The sequence below is a fragment of the Mesorhizobium sp. CNPSo 4688 genome, from assembly GCF_057784295.1.
This window is the reverse complement of the sequence record NZ_JBWLUY010000009.1, coordinates 102501-122830: the sequence shown is the minus strand read 5'-3', so window position 1 is coordinate 122830 and position 20330 is coordinate 102501. Positions and strand designations below refer to the sequence as shown.

The 20330-nt window shown below is 63.4% G+C and carries 14 protein-coding genes; 10 read left to right on the top strand and 4 right to left on the bottom strand.

Features of this window, described 5'->3' with window-relative positions; genetic code table 11:
• Positions 1-21: 21 nt before the first annotated feature.
• Positions 22-879, top strand: a complete 858-nt coding sequence (locus AC04SH_RS18580; protein WP_488576129.1) for a hypothetical protein — start codon at positions 22-24, stop codon at positions 877-879.
• A gap of 42 nt (positions 880-921) precedes the next feature.
• Here the strand turns inward: AC04SH_RS18580 and AC04SH_RS18575 are convergent, their stop codons facing one another.
• The 3 genes from AC04SH_RS18575 to AC04SH_RS18565 are packed head-to-tail and all read right to left on the bottom strand — an operon-like array spanning position 922 to position 4024.
• The gene (locus AC04SH_RS18575; protein WP_488576298.1) at positions 922-1215 is read right to left on the bottom strand and encodes a hypothetical protein; all 294 of its coding nucleotides are present in this window, start codon (positions 1213-1215) and stop codon (positions 922-924) included.
• Positions 1216-1256: 41 nt separating this feature from the next.
• Positions 1257-1682 (bottom strand): DUF6484 domain-containing protein, encoded by a 426-nt coding sequence (locus AC04SH_RS18570; RefSeq protein WP_488576128.1) that lies wholly within the window; start codon positions 1680-1682, stop codon positions 1257-1259.
• Positions 1683-1690: 8 nt separating this feature from the next.
• Positions 1691-4024 (bottom strand): type VI secretion system Vgr family protein, encoded by a 2334-nt coding sequence (locus AC04SH_RS18565; protein WP_488576127.1) that lies wholly within the window; start codon positions 4022-4024, stop codon positions 1691-1693.
• A gap of 267 nt (positions 4025-4291) precedes the next feature.
• On the opposite strand from AC04SH_RS18565, the gene tagH reads away from it, so the two are divergent.
• From tagH to AC04SH_RS18525, 8 genes are all read left to right on the top strand, one after another.
• The gene (gene tagH / locus AC04SH_RS18560) at positions 4292-5317 is read left to right on the top strand and encodes a type VI secretion system-associated FHA domain protein TagH (RefSeq protein WP_488576126.1); all 1026 of its coding nucleotides are present in this window, start codon (positions 4292-4294) and stop codon (positions 5315-5317) included.
• Positions 5318-5553: 236 nt separating this feature from the next.
• Positions 5554-7086, top strand: coding sequence for a type VI secretion system protein TssL, long form (tssL, locus tag AC04SH_RS18555; RefSeq protein ID WP_488576125.1), 1533 nt, complete (start codon positions 5554-5556; stop codon positions 7084-7086).
• Positions 7083-10601 (top strand): type VI secretion system membrane subunit TssM, encoded by a 3519-nt coding sequence (gene tssM, locus AC04SH_RS18550; protein WP_488576124.1) that lies wholly within the window; start codon positions 7083-7085, stop codon positions 10599-10601. The genes tssL and tssM overlap by 4 nt, the downstream gene beginning before the upstream one ends.
• A 157-nt stretch (positions 10602-10758) precedes the next feature.
• Positions 10759-11517 (top strand): PP2C family protein-serine/threonine phosphatase, encoded by a 759-nt coding sequence (locus AC04SH_RS18545; protein ID WP_488576123.1) that lies wholly within the window; start codon positions 10759-10761, stop codon positions 11515-11517.
• The gene (locus tag AC04SH_RS18540; RefSeq protein WP_488576122.1) at positions 11514-13913 is read left to right on the top strand and encodes a serine/threonine-protein kinase; all 2400 of its coding nucleotides are present in this window, start codon (positions 11514-11516) and stop codon (positions 13911-13913) included. The genes AC04SH_RS18545 and AC04SH_RS18540 overlap by 4 nt, the downstream gene beginning before the upstream one ends.
• 11 nt (positions 13914-13924) lie before the next feature.
• Positions 13925-14380, top strand: coding sequence for a DUF1036 domain-containing protein (locus AC04SH_RS18535; RefSeq protein ID WP_488576121.1), 456 nt, complete (start codon positions 13925-13927; stop codon positions 14378-14380).
• Positions 14377-16773, top strand: coding sequence for a M23 family metallopeptidase (locus AC04SH_RS18530; RefSeq protein ID WP_488576120.1), 2397 nt, complete (start codon positions 14377-14379; stop codon positions 16771-16773). Before AC04SH_RS18535 ends, AC04SH_RS18530 begins: the two co-directional genes overlap by 4 nt.
• 226 nt (positions 16774-16999) lie before the next feature.
• Positions 17000-18655, top strand: a complete 1656-nt coding sequence (locus tag AC04SH_RS18525; protein WP_488576119.1) for a caspase family protein — start codon at positions 17000-17002, stop codon at positions 18653-18655.
• A gap of 88 nt (positions 18656-18743) precedes the next feature.
• On the opposite strand, the gene AC04SH_RS18520 is transcribed toward AC04SH_RS18525, so the two are convergent.
• Positions 18744-19280, bottom strand: a complete 537-nt coding sequence (locus AC04SH_RS18520) for an OmpA family protein (RefSeq protein ID WP_488576118.1) — start codon at positions 19278-19280, stop codon at positions 18744-18746.
• A 326-nt stretch (positions 19281-19606) separates the two neighbouring features.
• On the opposite strand from AC04SH_RS18520, the gene AC04SH_RS18515 reads away from it, so the two are divergent.
• The gene (locus AC04SH_RS18515) at positions 19607-20170 is read left to right on the top strand and encodes a DUF6931 family protein (RefSeq protein WP_488576117.1); all 564 of its coding nucleotides are present in this window, start codon (positions 19607-19609) and stop codon (positions 20168-20170) included.
• Positions 20171-20330 lie beyond the last annotated feature (160 nt).

Here is a 20330-nt window from a genome sequence, read left to right as displayed (position 1 = left end):
GCACCGCAAGGAGTTAGACCTATGAGGTATCGCACGCCTGATGGTTTGTATCCTACCTGCGTCGCGTTGCACGATGCGGGCGCATACGTGATTGCGCATCCGATCGGCGACGGGCCGGTAGACGCGGATCGAACGCTCTTGTTCGAGGTTCGTAACAACGTAGCCACGCTCATCCGGGACTTTGGCATCGAAGTGACCGGGATCGCTTGTGTGGCGGATTCTCTATTCGCAGTGGACGGCTATTCGGGCCTCTATCGATTGCGCGACGGCCAATGGACGGATCTGCCGGACGTTGGCGATCCCGTCCCACGAATAAACGCGTTGCGTGTGGTCGCCGGCAAACTGTGTGGCCTGACTTCAGAAGGCGTCATCTGCCTGTGGCAAGACCCGGCCTGGGTCGAAGTTACTCCCAACGATGATGACACATACCTGTTCGACCTTGCACTCGACGGCAGTGGAAAGATGATGGCGACCGGCGACAACGGCTTCCTGGCCTATGTCGTGAACGGCGCTTTTCAGCAAATAGACGTACCGACAAACGCCAGTCTGACATCGGTGTTCGCGCTGTCCAAAGATACCATGCTGGTGACAGGGTGGAATGCCACGGCTTTGATAGGCAACGCCGACCAGCTAACCCAACTCAACGTGGACGGACGCACCGAGACCCTCATGAATTCAGTTCGCTGGGACAACAAGGTCTTGATTGCGGCAGGCGAGGAAATACTCGAACTGAACGGTACGATCTTGTCGGTTTTTGACTCAACGCCGGCGATCAGGTTGACCTGTGACGGAAATCAGCTGTGGAAGCAGTATGGTCGCGGCGTCGACAAATTCGAGAGCGGTCGGTGGATAAATATACCTCTGATCGCAGATATCTAAATGGACTTGTCGGCGTTTTAGCCGCGACAGACGCGGGCAAGGTCACGAGCGCGGAGCGGAAGCCAGGTAAGTCCGCACCTTATCAATGTCGAGATCGAGGATTCGTGGCGGCTCGGCCGCCGATAGCATTCTGAGCACGAAAAGCTCACCCTGTTCAGGGAACTCGTCATATCGCTCCTTTGCGATCCTGAGGCCGGCTTCGCGCGCGACCCGCAGACCGTCGAGATGAGCCTCAAGACGCTCGACCAGCCGGGCAATCCTGACCTCGTCCAGTTCAGCGTTTTCTTCAGGATGCAGGAGGTGGCGGTCATAGACAGACCAGAGAAACGCTGCCATTTCCGCGTGCTGCCGGACAATTTTTTCCAGAACAAACTTGCTCAATTGAGATTCACCGACCCGCCTCGAATATTATTCGTGACACTGGCGTGGCTTGTTACATACGTGCCCCGGATTGTGATGTGACCATCCTTCTCCATGATTATGGCCGCCTTGCCGCATCGTAACTCGATCCGTTCCTTGCCGACTACCTTCACCGTCTCTCCGTCCCTGACGATATGCACCGCGCTGTCGCCTCGGCTCGGTTCGACGATGCGGCCGACAATCAATGGCCGTAACGGATCTCCATCCTGAAACAGCAATGCAACCTCGGTTCCGATCATACCGGCGGAAAGATCCGTCAGCGTGCGTGCGGGGATCGCCGTGTCGTTGGGATTTCCGGGAAATACGACGAGTGGTGCGTCGTCTCCAAAGCCGAGGAATACGCCGATCACCACGCCTTCAATTCGATCAACGACCGTTGTCATAGCTGGCCTCAGTTCTGCTTGATCTCGGAGCCTTTCATCGTGATGTCGCTGGAAGCCTTGACGTTCACTTTGCCAGACGCCTTCACGATAATGTCCTTTCCACTGATAGTGATTTCCCCGTCTTTCTTGAGTGTGATGGACGACGATCCACAATTGAAGATGATCTGCTCGCCGGCTGTGATGGTCATGCCCTTGGCGACCTTGATGAGACCGTCTTCGCCGATATCGAGCATATCCTTCTTCGCAACCTTCGTGCTACGGGCACCTCCGATCTCTGTCGAGTCGTCTTCGCCGACTTTTGCGCCGCGCTCCTTGGCAATTTCGGTGCTGTGAGCGCCGCCTATCTTGAATACCTGGTCCGCACCCGTCTGCACGGTCTGATCTGCAGAAATCTGCCAGGTGTCACTTGCACCAATCGTGTGGCTTTGCCCCGCGCCAACAGTCATTGATCGCGTGGCGCCAATATCGTTCATTTGAGGGCCGCCAACGCTACGCTGCTCCGCCGCGCCGACACTGTCGATGCGCGCCGCTCCCACCGTGATCGTCTGGACGATCGCCACGGTCTGTGTGTGGTTCGCGCCTATGGTTTCGGTGGAATTCGACCCAATGCTGATCGTCTCGTTCGACCCCACCGTCAGCGAGCGATTGACGCCCACCGTCTCGGTGTCGTTGTTGCCGATATCGGTCGTCTGGTCGACGCCGACCTTGACCGTCTTGTTGTTGCCGACGTCCTCGTCGAGGTTGTGGCCGACGGAGTGCTTGGCGTCGTGGTCGATGCGGTCGGACTGGTCGTGCTGGACCGTCTTGTTGCGATCGTGCTTGATCAGAAGGTGATGGTCCTTCTGCGCCTGGAAATTGACCAGTTCGGAGCCGGCCTTGTCCTCGAACATCAGTTCGTTGTAGCCGCCACCGCCCTTCGATGAGTTGGATTTCCAGCCCGACTGCGTGGCGTTGCCGGGCAGGCCGTAGGGCGGCATCTGCGAGGCGTTGTAGACCCGGCCGGTGATGATCGGCAGGTCCGGATTGCCTTCGATGAAATCGACGATCACTTCCTGGCCGATACGCGGGATCTGGATGAAGCCCCAGCCGCTGCCGGCCCAGGTCTGCGACACCCGCACGAAGCAGGAGCTCTTCTGGTCCTTCTTGCCGAGACGATCCCAGTGGAACTGCACCTTCACCCGGGCATATTTGTCGGTGAAGATCTCCTCGCCGGACGGACCGACCACCGTCGCCGTCTGCGGTCCGCGCATGATCGGCCGCGCCGTGATCCGCGGCGGCCTATAAGGCACCGAGGTCGGCGCCACGCCGAGCACCACCTTGAAATTCTCGCCATCGGTGTCGACGCCGGCGCGATAACCCGGATCGAACAGCCGGTATTCGGCGCTGACGACCAGATATTCCTTGTTCTGGTCGTCGCGCGGAAAGCCGTCGAGCTTGAAGGTGCAGCCGGAGAACAGGCCGCGCACGGTGCCGACGGCGGCAATGCGCATATGCGGCGCCTGGATCTCCTCGCGCCTGATCGCCGCCAGGCTGTCGCCGCGGCCGACTTCCAGATGCGCGCCGGGGTGGCGATAGTTCTCGCCGGCCGCCTGTTTGTGGCCGAAGGGCTGCGCCGATTTCGCCATCAGGTCGGCGGCGGGCTTCTCGAAATCGTAGTCGGTGTGGGCATAGGCGCCCGGGCGCACCGCGCTGCCTGGAATCCACTCGGTGATGTATTCGACGTCGCGGCGCGAGCCTTGTCCTTCGAACTGATAGAGCACCGTCTCATAGCCAGGCGCAGGCTTCAGCTTGCTCATGGCGTCAGCCAGGATCAGTTTGTGCTCGCCCTCGGCATGCTCGAAGAAATACATGATGCCTTCGTGCTCGAGCAGCCGCTGGACGAAATCGAGGTCGCTCTCGTCATATTGCACGCAATATTCGCGCGGTGGATAGGACCCCTGCAGCCGCTTTTCGAACTTGGCGATGCCGCCATATTTGGAGAAAATCTCCTCGACGATCTCGACGGCGGTCTTGTCCTGGAAAATGCGGCAGTCGGTAGTATTGCCGAGGAACCACAGCCACGGCCTGACGACCGCTTCGTAATAGGCCATCCGATCCTCGATGCGGGTGAGACGAAACTCGGCGATAAGGCCGCTGAACCAGCGCTTGGGATCGGACTCGCCTTCGATCGAAACGACGCCGCCCAGCATCTTCAGCGGATCGATATCCGCATTGGTGCTGACAAATCCCACGGTGTAGGCAAGGCAGCGGCTGATCTCGTCGCGGCCGACGAGATGCGTGAAGGTCAACAGCTCGGCGCCGACCGGCGTCTGCACAAGTGCGGCGCGTTGTTCACTCGGCATGGGTCGTGCCCCTCCTGGACGCTAGTGTGGCAGGTTCGCAGCCCTTCTTGTGTTAACGACCTCACGTTCAGGACTGAATTTGCCACCCAGGGTCATGTTGAGCCTACCACATGTTCCGTGGCAGACCAAAGAGAGCGAGCGGCTGGCAGGTCCCTGTTTGCGCCGCTTTCGCCAGTGTGAAACGCCGCTCTCCCGCTGTGCCCGCAAGCTGCTAGACTATGGCGCATCGGATCAATGGGAAGGCCAGCGGTCGACAGGCCATATTGCATGTTCATCAGGCTGCAGATCAGCAATGTCGATGTCCTGCCTGCCGGGCTGCCGCCCGGTTACGCATCGCGCGACCGCGGGTTCGAGATCGGGCGCGAGCACTGCGCCTGGACCTTGCCCGATCCGGACAAATTCATCTCCGGCCGGCACTGCGAAGTCCGCTATGAAGGCGGCGCTTTCTTTCTCTACGACGTCTCGCGCAACGGCACCTTCGTCAACGGCTCGAGCCAGCGCCTGACCGGCCCGCACCGGCTTGCGCAAGGCGACCGGCTCCGGATCGGGCGCTATATCGTCTCGGTTTCGATCGATGACGCGAACGCAGCCTTCGGTGGCCATGGCTCGACGCAACGGCAGATGCCCGTGGCCGGATCCTTCCCGGACCATGTCGCTGCGCCACGGTCACCGACCGCGCCACCGGCTTCGGTCTCCAGCCGGCCACAGCAAGCCGACGAGATCCTGCGCGCGATTGCCGCCGGTGCCGGAATCCCGCCGGAAGTGCTTCTGCTGCGCCAGCCGAATGAGGTGGCCGGCGAGATCGGCGCCGTATTGCGGATCGTCGTCGACGAACTGGTGCTGCTGCTGAAAGCGCGCGCCGCAGCGAAAGTCCTGGCCAAGACCAGCGATAGAACCATGATCAATGCCGCCGACAACAATCCGCTGAAGTTCGTGCCCGGGACCGACGAAATCCTCGACATCATGTTTGCGCGGCGCAGGGCCGGCTATCTCGACGCCAGGCACAGTATCGAAGACGCTTTCCACGACCTCAAGGCGCATGAGTTCGCCACTTTCGCCGCCATGCAGGCGGCCCTGGCGCGGCTGCTCGACGATTTGTCGCCCGAGGCGATCGCCAAAAAACTGCCGCCGTCTTCCTTTGCCTCGAGGAAGACGCGCGCCTGGGACGCGCTGGTCGCGACCTGGCGAGCCAAGGAGGAGGCGCACGAAAACGGCCTGCTGGACATATTCCTCACCTATTTCAGCGAAGCCTATGCCAAGGCCGCCAAACAGAAACCGCCAGGCAAGAGCTGACCTCGCCTGCCACGAAGCCGGTCCGGCAGCTGGCGACCAAAATTGCGCCGGGTTTCAATCGGAACCTTCTGAGACTACGATCACATACGACAATTGAGCACGCGGGTACGGTTGGTCGACCTCGGGGGTCTGCGGCACATGTCACGTCACGGCGAGATAGCGTCCTGCGGTCCGCGTTCGCGCGGACATGGCGCTGCGCGTCGCGCGGCCGTGCGCGCGTCGGGGCACGATCGGCGATGAGCTCGAAGGACGATCCTTTCGATCCGGCCGGCAAGACCGTCATCCGGCCCAGCCGCCCCAACCCCAGCCGCAAGCAAAAGACGGTCCTCGCCCGCGATGCGCCGGCGCCCAACAGCACCGTGATCGCCCCTGCCAGCATCCCGGAATCGACGGTTTTCGATCCCAACGCCGGCCGCCAGCCGCCACCGCAGGCCGACCTCACGGGGACGGTGATCTATCAAGGCGCGCCTTTCGCCGCAGTGCCCGCCGATCCGTCGTTTCACGGTTCGGCCGAGACGGCAGAGAAAACGCCGTGGGATACGCTGCTCGGCGCCAGCGACGGTGTCGACTATGGAACGGCCAACCCGATCGTTGCTGCCGCGGCGCCCTTGCTGATGCTGCTTGGGCACCTGCGGCTGGTGGCCGTCGAAAGACAGGCTGAGCCGCTGGCGGAGCATGTCGCCGGCCTGATCGAGGAGTTCGACCGCAAGATCGCCAGGACCGAAACCTCCGAAGAGGATGCGCGCATCGCCAGCTATGTGCTTTGCGAAACCGCCGACGATATCATCGCCAACCTGCCCGGCTCCGGCCGGGATGCGTGGGCGCAGTACGCCATGCTGCAGCGCTTCTTCCAGGTCAAACCGACCGGCGCCGGTTTCTTCCAGGCGCTCAACACAGTGCTGGCGACGCCGGAACCGCACCGCAATCTGATCGAACTGATGCATGTCTGCCTGTCGCTTGGCTTCGAAGGCCAGTATCGCGGCCAGCCGCGCGAAGGCCTGGAGCGTGTCCGCCGCGACGTCTACGAGACGCTGGCCTACTTCCGCGTCCCCGGTGACGACGACATCTCGCCGCGCTGGCAAGGCCTGTCGCTGACGTCAGCACAAGGCTCCAGGCGAATTCCGCTCTGGACCATCGCCGCCGCGACGGCCGCCGTTTTGACGGCAGCCTTTTTCACGCTGCGGGTTCTCATCACCAATGACGGCGAGGCCGTCGCCGGCGAATTGCTGGCGCTCAATCCGGCGACGCCGGTCACCATCGAGCGCACCGGCTTCGTGCCGCTGACCGAGGAGGTGAAAGTCGTCGCAGCACCAACGGCGATTGCGCAGGTCGACCGCATCCGCGCCGCGCTGGGCAAGGAGATCGAAGCCGGCGGCGTCAGCGTCGGCACCAAGGGCGATTTCATCGTCGTGGAAATCAGCAACGCTCTGCTGTTCCAGTCCGGACGAGCCGAAGTCAAAGCCGAGTTCGAGCCGGTGGCGATCAGCATCGCGGCGGCGCTCGATGCCGAGCGCGGGCCGATCCGGATCGTCGGCCACACCGACAACGTCAAACCGAAGAAGACCAGCGCCTTCAAGTCGAATTTCGACCTCTCCGTCGCCCGCGCCCAATCGGTCGAAAAGATGATCGCCGCGCATTTCAGCGATCCGTCGCGGACAAAGGTCGAGGGCAAGGGCGAGGACGAGCCCATCGCCGACAATGCAACACCGGAAGGCCGCGCCAAAAACCGCCGTGTCGACGTGATGATCCCGCGGGAGGAGACGTTGTGACCGGCTGGCTGGTGCGCATCTTCAGCACGCTCGCGCTGGCCGGCTTTGCCGCCGCAGTCTGGTTCGCGGGCCCGTTGATCCGCTTTGCCGGCGCCCGGCCGCTGGACCCGGTCTGGCTGCGGGCGGTGGTCATTGGCGCCGTCGTCGGTACGGTGGCGATCATCTACGCGATCCGGCTCTGGCAAAGGCGCAAGGCACAGAAGGCGCTGGAAGCCGCCATGGCCGCCGCCGAGGATGACGGCAGCGATGCAAAGGTGCTGGAAGCCCGCATGAGCGAGGCGGTTGCGACGCTCAGACAGTCGAGCGGCAAGCGCAACTTCCTCTACGACGTCCCCTGGTACATCGTCATCGGCCCGCCGGGCGCCGGCAAGACCACCGCATTGGTCAATTCCGGGCTGAACTTTCCGCTTGCCGGGTCGGGTCAGGCGCAGCCTGTGGCAGGCGTCGGCGGTACGCGCAATTGCGACTGGTGGTTCACCGACGAGGCGGTGCTGATCGACACGGCCGGGCGCTACACGACGCAGGACTCCAACGCGCGGACCGACGCCAAAAGCTGGCTCGCGTTCCTGTCGCTGCTCAAGCGGTATCGGACTCGGCAGCCGATCAATGGCGTCATCCTGGCGATCAGCCTTGCCGATCTGATGGCGGACGGTGAGCAGGCCGCCCGTGTCGCCGAGATCCGCAGCCGATTGCAGGAAATCCACGCGGTCCTGAAGGTCCGCTTTCCGGTCTATGTGCTGTTCACCAAAGCCGACCTGGTCTCCGGATTCATGGAGACTTTCGGCGGTTTCGACGAAGCACGCCGGCGCCAAGTATGGGGCGCAACCTTCCAGACCGCGGAGCGCGGCCTGAACATGGTTGGCGAGGCGGCGGCCGAATTCGACGCGCTGGTGAAGCGCCTGAGCGAGGAGATGAGCGAGCGGCTGCAGGCGGAGACCGATCCCGTCGCCCGTATCGCCATTTTCGGCTTTGCAGCGCAGCTCGGCGCGTTGAAAGGTCGGATCATGCATTTCCTCGACGGCGTCTTCGAGCCGACGCGCAAGCAGCTGAACGCGCCCTTGCGCGGTCTCTATTTTTCCTCCGGCACCCAGGAAGGCACACCGATCGACCAACTGCTCGGCAGCATCGGCCGCAGTTTCGGCAAGAACGCCCAGGCGCATCTTTCCGGCACCGGCAAAAGCTTCTTCCTGCACGATCTGCTGAGCCGCGTGATTTTCGCGGAGTCCGGCTGGGTGTCCTATGACAAGGCAGCCGACAGGCGGGCTACGATCGCCCGCTATGCCGGCCTGACGGCAATCGCGGCCACAGCGATCGCCGGGCTTGGCGTTCTCGGCCTGAGCTTCACGACAAACAAATCGCTGGTCGCCGCCACCAGCCAGGCGGCCGGCCAATATCGCCAGACAGCCGCCCCGCTGCTTGCGAACACAACGGTGTCGGATGCGGACCTCGAAACCGTCATCGGCGCGCTCGATGCGCTGCGCAGCCTGCCGGCCGGCTATGACGCAAAAGACCAGCCGACGCCGGCCGAGGCGACGTTCGGCCTCAGCCAGCGTGAGCGTATCCTGTCCGCCTCCGAGACCGCCTACAGGCAGGGGCTGGAGCGGATGTTCCGCTCGCGCCTGCTGTTCCAGCTCGAACGCACGATCGAGGCCAAAATGGCCGATCCGATGGCGCTGTATGAGCCGTTGAAAATCTACCTGATGCTTGGCGGCAAGGCGCCGAAAGTCGATGACGAACTGGTCGTCACCTGGCTGAAGCGCGACTGGGAGCAGAACCGCTACCCCGGCGCCCACAATCGCGACGGGCGGGCGCAATTGGAGAAGCATCTGCGCGCCATGCTGGCGCTTGATGACGACCAGGACCCCACCTTCGAACTCAACCGTTCGCTGGTCGAATCCGCTCAGCGCTCGCTCGGCCGTATGACGCTCGCCGACCGCGCCACCGCGCTCATCCAGTCGGCCACCTATGCGGCGGCGCTGGACGATTTTTCGGTGTCGCAGCAGGCCGGCCCAGAAGCGCCGGTACTGTTCGAGCGCAATGACGCCAACGACCTGGCCTCGCTTCGCGTCCCCGGTCTCTACACCCATGCCGGCTTCGATTTCTATCTGGCGCAGCTCGCCAAGGTGGCGCAGGCGCTGGTCGACGATCAATGGGTGATCGGCAGCAGCGGAGAGCAAGGCGGCTTCGACCAGGAGTTACTCAAGCTCGGCCCCGAGCTTCTCGATCGCTATGGCAAGGGTTTTGCGGCGGCGTGGAACGAGGTCCTCGACAGGTTGAAGTTCAAGGCGATGGCCGCCGACAAACCGCAATATCTGGCGCTGTCCGCAGCCGGCTCGCCGAGTTCGCCGCTGATGCAGCTGTTCGAGGCGATCGCGAGCGAAACGGCTTTGACGCAGGAGCGCAATCCGGCTGCGTCTCAAGACAGTGATCAGGAAGCCGCCGCCCGCACCAAGGGCCTCGCCCGCATCGGCATCCAGCTCGCGGCGCGCAAATCGCAAAGCCGGGCCGGGACCGCCTTTGTCAGCACGCAGAGCCAGGATCCGGGCGCCAACATCGAAGCCCAGTTCCGGTCCGTTCAGGCTTTGGTGGCCGGCGCACCCGGCCAGCGGCCGCTCGATGCCTTGACCCAGAATTTCCGCGAAATCTACCAAAGCGTGCGGCTGGCGGCTGATGTCCCCGCGCAGACGGACCAGGCCAACGCCAATCTGCAGCTTCAGATATCAACGCTGCGCGCCAACGCCTCGCGGCTGCCGAAGGCGCTGGCCAGGATGGTGAGTGCGGCGGCGGATGATTTCGAGGGCACTGTCGCCGAAACATCGACCACGCATCTCAACGAAATGCTGGAAGAGACCGTCGGCCGTCCGTGCGAAGAGGTGATTGCGGGGCGCTTTCCATTCGCCCCTGCCGGCACCGACGATGTCGCGATGGCGGATTTTGCCAGGCTGTTTTCTCCGGGCGGGGTTCTCGACCGGTTCTTCGCGCAGAACCTGGCGTCGCTGGTCGACATGAGCGGCCAGGACTGGGACTGGAAACAAGACACCAAGTTCGGCCGCAATCTGGCGAAATCGACGCTGAAGAATTTCCAGCTTGCGGCACAAATCCGCGCGGCTTTCTTTCCGCTTGGTGGGCCGGTGCCGTCGATCAACATCACCTTCACGCCGCTCTCGCTGCATGGCGATGCCGACATGGCGCTGCTCAATATCGATGGCCAGGTGCTGCAAGCCACCCAGGCCGGCAACACGCCGGGCCTGATCCCGTGGCCGGGCAAGACCGGCTCAGCCAGTCTCAGCCTGACGCCAGAGCTGCCGGGACGCGAATCCGCAATCAAGTTCGACGGCCCCTGGGCGTTGAAACGATTGCTGGACAAGGGACAGGTCACCGCCAATGGCGACAGTCTCGAAGCGCATTTCGTCATCGGCGGGCGCGATGTCGCCTACACGATCAAGACCGGGGAGGACGGCAACCCATTCACGCTGCCGGCGCTCTCCGCGTTCAGCTGTCCGAAGGCCTTCTGATGCGGAATTGCATGGCAGGACCGGCGATTGCAGGGCGTAGAGACAGCGGCTGCACCACACCGTCCGTCATCGGCGGCCTAGATTTCGATACTCTAATGCATGGGGCTGTGGCAGACTGGCCAGGCACGTCAGCCAAGGCGTTGCGGAGGGTAGGCAAGTGAGCGGTGCCGCCTTTGAGAGCTACGGCGTTAGCCACAAGGGCTGCGTGCGCGACCACAATGAAGACAGCTATCTGGTTGAGCCGCAGATCGGCCTGTGGGTCGTGGCCGACGGCATGGGCGGGCATGAAGCCGGAGAGGTCGCCTCGGCGAGCATTGTCGAGCATCTGGCAACGATCGGCATCGCCAGCTCGGCGCCGGATCTGCGCGCGCGCTTCGAGGACCGGCTGAACCGAGCCCATGCCGAGATCCGGCGTATCTCGCGCTCGCGCGGCGTGACCATAGGCTCCACCGTTGCAGCACTTCTGGCCATGGACGGCAGGTTCGCCTGCCTGTGGTCCGGCGACAGCCGCGTCTATCTCGTGCGCGACGGCGCGATCTCGCAGATTTCGCGCGACCACACCGAGGTTCAGGAGCTTCTCGACAGCGGCGCGATCAGCGCCGCCGAGGCGGAGAACTGGCCGCGCCGAAACGTCATCACGCGCGCCATCGGCGTCAACGACGACATCGCCATCGACTTCCAGCAAGGCGAGACGCTGGCGGGCGACATTTTCATCCTGAGCACTGACGGGCTGACGGCGCATGTTAGCGATGCGGAGATTGCGGCAGCAGTGCTCTCGGCAGCGCCGCCGGCTGCCTGCGAAAAGCTGCTCGCAATGGTGCTTGAGCGCGGCGGCACCGACAACGTCACCATCGTTCTGGTCAAGATCAGAGACAAAGGCAATGGCCTGTCCCGAGCAGGAGGCCACGACCGATGAGCTCCGACGACAAGACGCGGCTGTTGCCCAATATGGCGGATACCAGCGTCGGCACTCAGCTCAGCGGCATCTACGAGCTCGACGAACGCATCGCCTCGGGTGGCATGGGCGAGGTCTATCGCGGCCACAACATCCAGACCGGCGATCATGTCGCGATCAAGATCGTGCTGCCGGAATTCGCCCGCGACCAGACGATCCTGTCGCTGTTTCGCAAGGAAGCCTCGATCCTCAACCATTTGTCGCATGACGCTGTCGTGCGCTATCACGTCTTCACCATCGATCCCGGTATAGGGCGGCCCTATCTGGCGATGGAATTCGTCGACGGCCAGTCGCTTTACGACGTCATGCGCGGCGGCGCGATGGCGACGCAGGATGTGCGCAAGCTGTGCCACCGGCTGGCATCGGGCTTAAGCGCCGTGCACCAGGCCGGCGCCATCCACCGCGATCTTTCGCCCGACAACATCATCCTGCCGGGCGGACGGGTCGATCGCGCCAAGATCATCGATTTCGGTATTGCGCGATCGGCGACGGTCGGCGGCGAGACGCTGATCGGCGGCAAGTTCGCCGGAAAATACAATTATGTCTCCCCAGAGCAGCTCGGGCTCTATGGCGGCGAGGTCAGCGAACAGTCCGACATCTACAGCCTGGGGCTGGTGCTGGCGGCGGCGCTGCTTGGCAAGCCGATCGACATGGGCGGCTCGCAATACGAGACCGTCGAAAAGCGGCGGAGCGTGCCTGATCTCTCCGGGATCGATGCCGATTTCAGGGACATCGTCGAAGCGATGCTGCAGCCCGATCCGCAACAACGGCCGGCCAGCATGGCCGAAATCGCAAGGATGACCCGCGACGATGATGACGCCACCTTGCCGCCGGCTTCGCTTGCGCCGCGGCCGGGTCTGCCGCGAACCGGGCAGACCGCCGGTCCGGTTTCGAAGGTCGAGGGTTCGCAGGGCCCCAGTGCGGTCCCCGCAAGCGGCACGGCAGAGCCATCCTTCGTGCCACACGTGCGCCCAGCGCTTCTGTCGCAACCGAAGCCGGCAGCTGAAATTCCCAGGCGAGCAAGCACACCGACGAAGCCTGCTACGAAAGGCCGAAGCCTGACGATCGCGGCGCTGGCGGCTGTTGTCGTGGCATCGCTGGGAGGACTCTATGCATCGGGCATCCTGGGTTTCGGAGACCGGCCTCGCGCCATCGATACCGGCAAGACACCGCCGCTCCAGCCCGATCTGACTAAGCCGATCGTCGCGGACAAGCCCCCGCCGGACACTGCGCCGGTGGAAGAGCCAAAGCCGCAACCGGCAGAGACTCCGGCTGAAGATCAGGCCAAAGCGCCGGTCGCGCCGCAGCCGACGCCGCCGGTCGCGCCGAACACTACAGTCCCGCAGCCAGCCGAACCAACCGACAAGACGGTCTCGTTGCAACCGCCTTCCAACCCGACGCAGCCCGATGTCGCAGAGAAACCCGAGCCTGTCAGCCCGTCGGCAGAGACCAAGGCAACAGAGCCGATCACGCAAACACCTGAACCAACGGCCGAGGCACCCAAACCCGTGGCTCCGACGCCGGGACCCACCGCTCAAGCCCCCGAGGTGCAGGCGCCTGAACCGACCGCACAGGCGCCCAAGCCCGACACGCAGGCGCCTGAACCGACCGCAGAGCCCAAGCCAAGCAAGCCCGATATCGCCAGCGGTGAGCAGGCCGACAGGCCGGCAGAGCCCGACATTGCCATGAATGTGCCCAAACCAGAGGTGCCGCCGCCGGCCGATCCGGCCGCGGAGCGGGTCACCTGGGTAAGCGCGTTCAATGGTGGTGACTGTTTCTACGCGACGGTGACATCGGTCACCAACAAGGGCGTCGCGATTGAAGGCTTCGGCACGTCGGTGCCGCCTTTCGAACAGTTGCTCGGGGAGTTCCAGGCGAAGTTCCATGTCGAGCCGGACATCAGCGTCCGCCTCATCCAGCCCACGCAATGCGGGATCACCGGTTTCCTGCGTTTCATGGGGGCAAGCACGGCCGACAGACCGCAGCTGGTGCTCGACCAGACTTCAGTGCCGGACGGTTCGGCGATCGACGGCACGCTGGTGACGCGCGGCGGGCTGGTGTCCAGCGTGATCCTGATCGACCACAGGGGCATCGCCTTCAACCTCGACGACCGTGTTGTCGCACAAGCCGACAAGGCGACCTTCTCGATCCCGATCGGGCTCGGCGCCGCCGACAAGGCGGTAGGCAAGGCGCTGCCGCAGATCATCATGGTGATCACCGGTCCGGACGAGATCAAGGCGGCGGACTTCACGACGCCGACGCCGGCCTCGGTGCTGCTGCCCAGGATCCTCGACGAGATCGGCGCCAGGACCTCGGCATTTTCGGCGACCGCCAAATATTTCCGCCTCGGCGGGTAGCACGGACGCCGATGGAACGCCGTCGCCGTGATCCCATTGCCCTGAATGCCCGCGCAAAACTCGCCGCGATCGCGTTTGCGACGCTCTTGCTGGCACTTCTTTCCACTGGGCAGGCGCGCGCCGAATTCACCGTCTGCAACCAGACCCTCGACGTCGTCAATCTCGCCGTCGGCCAGAAGGTCGACGACGCCGACCAGACCGATGGCTGGTGGACCATCGGCGCCAATCAGTGCGTCAACGTCATCCGCGAGGAGCTGACCAACCGCTACATCTACATCTACGCCACGGATGTCTTCGGCCACGCCATCTTGGCCGGCTCCACTGACATGTGCATCGAGCGGCGGCGGTTCTCGATCCGCGGCATCACTGAATGCTGGCAACGCGGCCATATCGCCGCGAAGTTTCTCGAAGTCGACACGCAGGAACAGGTGCGCTGGACCTTCTTCCTGACCGGAAGCGCGCCGTGACCCACAGCATCGACACCAGCTTCAAGGCAAAGAAGCAGGCGCGCGCCGCACTGCGCAGACGCAGGATCTGGCTCGGGCTGGCGGTTGGTCTAGGGGTCGTCGTCCTTGCCGCGATCGCCACAGGCTTCTACCTCACCGCCGACTACTGGTCGTTTGGCGACGAGGACGAGGAGTTGCATGCCGTCGAAGGCTCGGACGACGTGCCGGCCGACGCGTCGGTCTATGTGCCCGCCATCATAGATCTCGCCGGCGACCCGATGTGGATCACGCTGGCGCCCGAGGCCGGCGCTGCAACCAAGGGTCGCGCGATGCCGCGCCCGGCGGAGCTCGACCAGGCCGGCATCTCTCCTGAGATCGAAGTCCTGTCCGACGTGATGCTCAGCGCCAGCGAAAAATTCATGACGACGATCCCGTCGACGCAGGAGGATTTCGCCTTTTTCCAGGCGCAGCGGAAGACCGCGGTTGCGCCGCCCGAACCCAGCGATCCGCAGAATGATTTGCAGAACGATCTTCAGCCCGCGCCCGGCGCGGACGAGGTTCCGGCGGCTCCCGGCCCGGCTCCTGATCCGCAGGCCGCTCCGGGTGCCTCGGCGGCAGCTGATGATCCCGAAGCCGGTTGGGGCGAGACCATCGATGAAGGCGAAGCGGCACTGCCTGCCTTCCAGAAAACAGCGGTCGAAAACAACACCAGCGTTGCCACCGTCACCTCGGAATACCAGCGCTTCGAGGCGACCGAGGACACGTTCGTGAAAATCCTCAACGACCGCAGCCTGGACAGCGTAGCACTCGATGCGCATTTTTCCGCCGAGGACGCAAAGCTTGCAGGCGAAGCGCTGAAGGCGCTGTTCGACAAGGACGGCCTGCAGCCTGGCTATGTCGTGGCGATGCGCGGCTTCAGGCCGACGCGCGAGACCACGACGATGTCGCTGATGCAGGTCTCGATCTACGCCAAGAATGTCTTTGTCGGCACGCTGACACGCAACGCGGCCGGCGCCTTCGTGTCGGGTGTCGACCCCTGGGTGCGCGAGGATCTGTTCAACTATTCGGGCGCCGAGACCGAAGGCACGCAGAAACGGCAATACCGCCTGCTCGATGCGATCTATTCGACGGCGGCGCGCAACAATGTGCCGAGCGGCATCATCGGCGAAGCCATTATGTACCTGTCGCGCGGACAGGATCTGGACGCTTTTGCCAGCGAGGACCAGCGCCTTGTGCTGATCTATTCGCAGACGCCGCGCGGCAAGAACGAGACCGACGGACGGGTGCTCTATGTCGGCGTGCAGGGCGCGCAAAAGAACCTCGACTGTTTCGTCTTCCAACAGAGTGATGGCCAGTTTTCCTGCGTCTCGGGCGACGACCAGGTGCGCTCGCTGACAGTGGCCAACGGCATGGTGACGCCGGTCAGCGGCGTCATGACGTCGACCTTCGGGCCGCGCAAGCATCCGATCCTGGGCGTGGTCCGCATCCACAAGGGTGTCGACTGGGCGGCACCTGTCGGCACGCCGATCGCCGCCGCCTTCGATGGCGAGATCATCTTCCAGGGCGACGGCGGCGGTTACGGCAATGTGGTCAAGATTGCGCATGCCGGCGGCCGCGAGACGCGTTATGCGCATATGTCGAAATTCGCCATCGCTAGCGGTGTCGGCACCAAGGTGAAGGCCGGGGACATCATCGGCTATATCGGCACCACCGGCCTGTCGACAGGGCCGCATCTGCATTTCGAACTCTATCAGGGCGGCGAGGCGATCGATCCGCTGGGCACCGCGACCGCCGCGATCGCCGCGACGTCCAGCGATCCCGCCGTCGAAACGCTGACCGACCGTATCGTTCATGTCGAATCGGGCGGCAGCGCGCGGGCGAAGAACCCGCTGTCTTCGGCAACCGGCGCCGGCCAGTTCATATCCAAGACCTGGATCCGGATGATGAACACCTACCGTCCCGAACTGGCGCGCTCGCTGTCGACCGCCGACCTGCTCGCGCTGCGCTACGACGCCACCATCTCGCGCGAGATGGTGCGCAATCTGGCGCGCGAGGGCGAGGCCTATCTCAAGGCGCGCGGCCACCAGATCACCGCCGGCCGGCTCTATCTCTGCCACTTCCTCGGCATGGAGGGTGCGCATCAGGTGCTGGCGTCGCCGGGATCGGCGCAACTGAGCGCGGTGCTCGGCTCGGCCGTCATCCAGGCCAATCCTTTCCTCACCGGCAAGACCGCCAGCTACGTCGTCGACTGGGCGGAGCGGAAAATGGGCCGCAAATTGCCCACGCCCGCGACGACCGATGCAGGCCAGACAACAACGACGGAAGTCCGCCAGACATCGCCGGAGTTCGAAAAATACAAGCAGGCCATCACGGCGTTGGTGGGTTCACTTCAGAACAGCCTTGAGCCGGGCTAGCCGCAGTTCGCAGCCGCCCCGGTTTTCGCCAGGCCGATTGGTTTTGAGGCCGGCAAATGGTATATTAGCGGGCATTTAGAAAGCTTTTTTGGGTCCGTCGTGAACCAAAACTGTGGTTGGGATCACATACGCCCAAGAGCCATGTTGGTAGAAGCGACTGTGTCGCTGGTGAAATTTAGCATGCGCAGACATCCATAGCGCGCCCCGTGGGGCGGAGGGCTGATCCATGAAAGCGTTTGCCGTCCTTTTGAGCGGATTTTTTCTGTTGATGCTGACCGCGCTTGGCACCGCCCAGGCTGCAGCGCCGGATGCCGGAGCGCCTGGCGCCAAACGCGTCGCGCTGGTCATCGGCAACAGCAAATACGTCCATGCCGTCGAGTTGCCCAATCCGGCCAATGATGCGCGCCTCATCGCATCGACGCTGCGCAATGCCGGCTTCGAGGTGATCGAGGGCGTCGACCAGGACAATGCCGGCATGCACAGCCTGATCAGCAAATTCACCGAGCAGTCCTACGACGCCGACCTGGCCGTGATTTTCTATGCCGGCCACGGCATGCAGGTCGACGGCAAGAACTTTTTGATCCCGGTCGACGCCGAGTTGACGTCGCCGGCCTATCTCAAGACCCGCACCATCCAGATCGACGACTTCATGGCCGCACTGCCGCCCGACCCGGCGGTCGGCGTCATCATCCTCGATGCCTGCCGCGACAATCCGCTGGCACGGACGCTGGCCGCTGCGATGCCGAAGACCCGCTCCACCGCCCTGGGTACGGGTCTCGCGCCGATCGATCCGAAATCGGAAGGCGTCGGAACCGGCGGCATCCTGATTGCCTATGCCACCGACCCGGGCGCCATCGCCTTTGACGGCAACGGCGTCGACAGCCCCTACTCCACCGCGCTCGCCAGACATCTGACCGAACCGGGCGTCGAGATCCAGAGTGCGCTGACCCGGGTGCGCGGCGAAGTGGCCGAGACCACCCAAGGCCGCCAGCGGCCATGGCACAACGCATCGCTGGGCCGCGAGGTCTTCCTTGGAAAACCAGCAGCTGAAGCCGCGGCCAAGCCGGCCGCCGATGCTGCGAACACCACGGCAGCGCCAGCCCCTGCCCCCGTCGCCAGCGAACCGCCCGCGTGGGAAGTCGAGCAGCGCCTGTGGGACGAGGCCTCGAAGCGCAACACCGCGCCGTTTTACGAAGCCTATCTCGAACAGTTCCCGAACGGCCGCTTCGCCACGGTGGCGCGGCTGAACATCGACGCGCTGAAGGATCCGAAAGCCCAGGAACGCGAAGTAGCCGCGCTTGATGCTGCCGAAGCGAACCCCGGATCTGCCGTGCGCACCTCGGTCGGCATTTCGGACGACATGAAGAAGGTGCTCGGCACCGCGGAGACAGAGAACGCCATCGGTCTCGATCGCCAGGGCCGCATCGACCTGCAATTGCGCGTCGAGGCGCTGGGCAACGAGCTTGGCCGCGTCGACGGCAACATCGGCGCCAAGACCCGGCAAGCGATCGGCGACTGGCAAGAGGAGAACGGGCTGCCCCCGACCACTTTCCTGACGCGTGAGCAGCTGGCGTTCCTGGAGATCCAGACCGATCCGATGATGGAGGCCGTGCGCGCCAAGCATGAGGCCGACCAGGCCGGCGTAAACAAGCCGAAGAAACAGGTGGTGCAAAAGGCCCGCACGCTGAAGCCGGTGGCGGAGAAACCGCGCAAGAAGCAGTACGCCCAGAAGCCGCGCGGACAACAGCAGTTCGTGCAGAAAAGGCGCAACCGCGAGGTCGTGCGCGAGGAAGGACCGCCGCCGCAGGACAACAATGATTTCCTGACCAAGGCGCTGATCTTCGGCACCGGCGTAGCGGTCGGCGGCGTGCTCAAGAACTGATCGATCACGTCAAACGACAAAAACGCCGCGTGTCCACTGGACGCGCGGCGTTGTGTTTAGTCACGGCCGAAAGACGCAGCCAGCGAAGCTACTGCGCCTTGATCCGCATCTCGACCCGGCGGTTGACGGGATCGTAGGGGTCGGGATTGCGCGGATTGGCCTCGCCCAGCCCGACCGCCGTGATACGCGTGGACTCGATGCCGTTGGATTCCAGGAAAGCCGTCACCGATTGCGCCCTGCGCTGCGACAGGCCCTCATTGTAGTTCGCCGAGCCGGACGCGTCGGTATAGCCTTCGACGACGAAGGACAGCTTGCTCAGCCGATCGTCCCTCAGCGCCTTGGCGAATTCGTCGAGTTCGCTGCGCGCCTTGGCGTCGAGCTCGGACGAATCCAGGCTGAAATTGATCAGCATATCGAGGCTGGCCTTCTCCGACGGCTTATCTTTCTGGCCGGTCTTGCTCTTGCACTCATCCTCGGTGCCGACGCAAATCCCGCGCGCCGCGCCGTGATCGATCGCGCCGGCAAAAAACTTCACGATGTCTTCCGATTTCTGAAGTGGGTCGGCATAAGCGTGCGTGGAGAAAAGCACGGCCGCCAACACTAAGACTAAACTGCCCCGCTGCATGACGGTTACTCCTGCTCTGACTCATTGTTTCGTCGCAATTCCGGACGGAAAGCCGCTTCTTCCTGGAATTGCTCCGAGCTTCTGATGTCACCAAAGCCCGATCCGTCGGACCAAGACGGTCAGGCTCCATGTTCCGTTCGACCCAAATCTTCTCCGAAAGCCGGCTTCGCCTTTTTTCGGATCGGAGGGTCTGTTTGTGGAATATACCAAAGCGCGGCGCGTTTGTCTGTGAACAACGTCATGGACATGTGGCGGTCGACAGGCTTGACCCGCGCCTCGCAGGCGAGTTGAGTGAGAGCTGCCCTGGGGGGAGGACAACAGCAGCGATGGTCAACGGGCTTCGATTCCAGACCGCACGCGATCTCTTCGCCGCCAACACTGCTGTCGCCCAGGATATGACGGCAGTTCCCACCGACCAGCCCTCGCTCGAGTTCTGCCGCCGGCTGATGGCCGGGCGCATCCCCGAGGAAGCGATCACCTTTTGCGCCTATCTCCTTCCCGACCGGGCAGCGATCTGGTGGGGCCATGAGTGCCTTGATCATCTGACCGAACTGCTCGAGGAGCAGGATCTCGAAACGCTGGCGCTGATCCAGGACTGGGTCGGCGAACCCGGCAATGCAAGCCGCCGGGCGGCTGTCGCCGAGGCGGCGATGGCGCGGCAGCAAACCCCTGCCGGCTGGATCGCGCTGGCGGTGCAACGGCATATCAATGGCTCGGCGGATCAGTCCAACGGGTCGAGGCTACGGCCGCTGCCCGCTGCCCATGCCGTCAATGCCGGCATTCTGGCCGGACTGGCGCGGGTTGCGGTGGCGGATCGTTTCTCGGTGCTCACCGCCTTTGTCGAAATGGGCATCCATCTGGCCGAAACCGAAGCGCTGCGCAGAGCCTGATTGCTCTTACTTGCGCAATCACGAGCGTCTCGGTGGTGCCTATCGATCGCGCAGAGAACGCCCACGACTTTCTTTTATAGCCTTGGTTATATTAGTATATTAGCAAATTCTTGACAATTGCCCAAAGCTCTGGTTTTCTTGACATATTAAACAAAGTTCG

Excerpts from the sequence above, each read along its gene's own strand:
- AC04SH_RS18575 (WP_488576298.1), bottom strand. The coding sequence starts at position 1,215 with ATGGCAGCGTTTCTCTGGTCTGTCTATGACCGCCACCTCCTGCATCCT.
- tssL (WP_488576125.1), top strand. The coding sequence starts at position 5,554 with ATGAGCTCGAAGGACGATCCTTTCGATCCGGCCGGCAAGACCGTCATC.
- AC04SH_RS18540 (WP_488576122.1), top strand. The coding sequence starts at position 11,514 with ATGAGCTCCGACGACAAGACGCGGCTGTTGCCCAATATGGCGGATACC.
- AC04SH_RS18515 (WP_488576117.1), top strand. The coding sequence starts at position 19,607 with ATGGTCAACGGGCTTCGATTCCAGACCGCACGCGATCTCTTCGCCGCC.
- AC04SH_RS18565 (WP_488576127.1), bottom strand. The coding sequence starts at position 4,024 with ATGCCGAGTGAACAACGCGCCGCACTTGTGCAGACGCCGGTCGGCGCC.
- AC04SH_RS18570 (WP_488576128.1), bottom strand. The coding sequence starts at position 1,682 with ATGACAACGGTCGTTGATCGAATTGAAGGCGTGGTGATCGGCGTATTC.
- AC04SH_RS18525 (WP_488576119.1), top strand. The coding sequence starts at position 17,000 with ATGAAAGCGTTTGCCGTCCTTTTGAGCGGATTTTTTCTGTTGATGCTG.
- tagH (WP_488576126.1), top strand. The coding sequence starts at position 4,292 with ATGTTCATCAGGCTGCAGATCAGCAATGTCGATGTCCTGCCTGCCGGG.
- AC04SH_RS18535 (WP_488576121.1), top strand. The coding sequence starts at position 13,925 with ATGGAACGCCGTCGCCGTGATCCCATTGCCCTGAATGCCCGCGCAAAA.
- AC04SH_RS18580 (WP_488576129.1), top strand. The coding sequence starts at position 22 with ATGAGGTATCGCACGCCTGATGGTTTGTATCCTACCTGCGTCGCGTTG.
- AC04SH_RS18520 (WP_488576118.1), bottom strand. The coding sequence starts at position 19,280 with ATGCAGCGGGGCAGTTTAGTCTTAGTGTTGGCGGCCGTGCTTTTCTCC.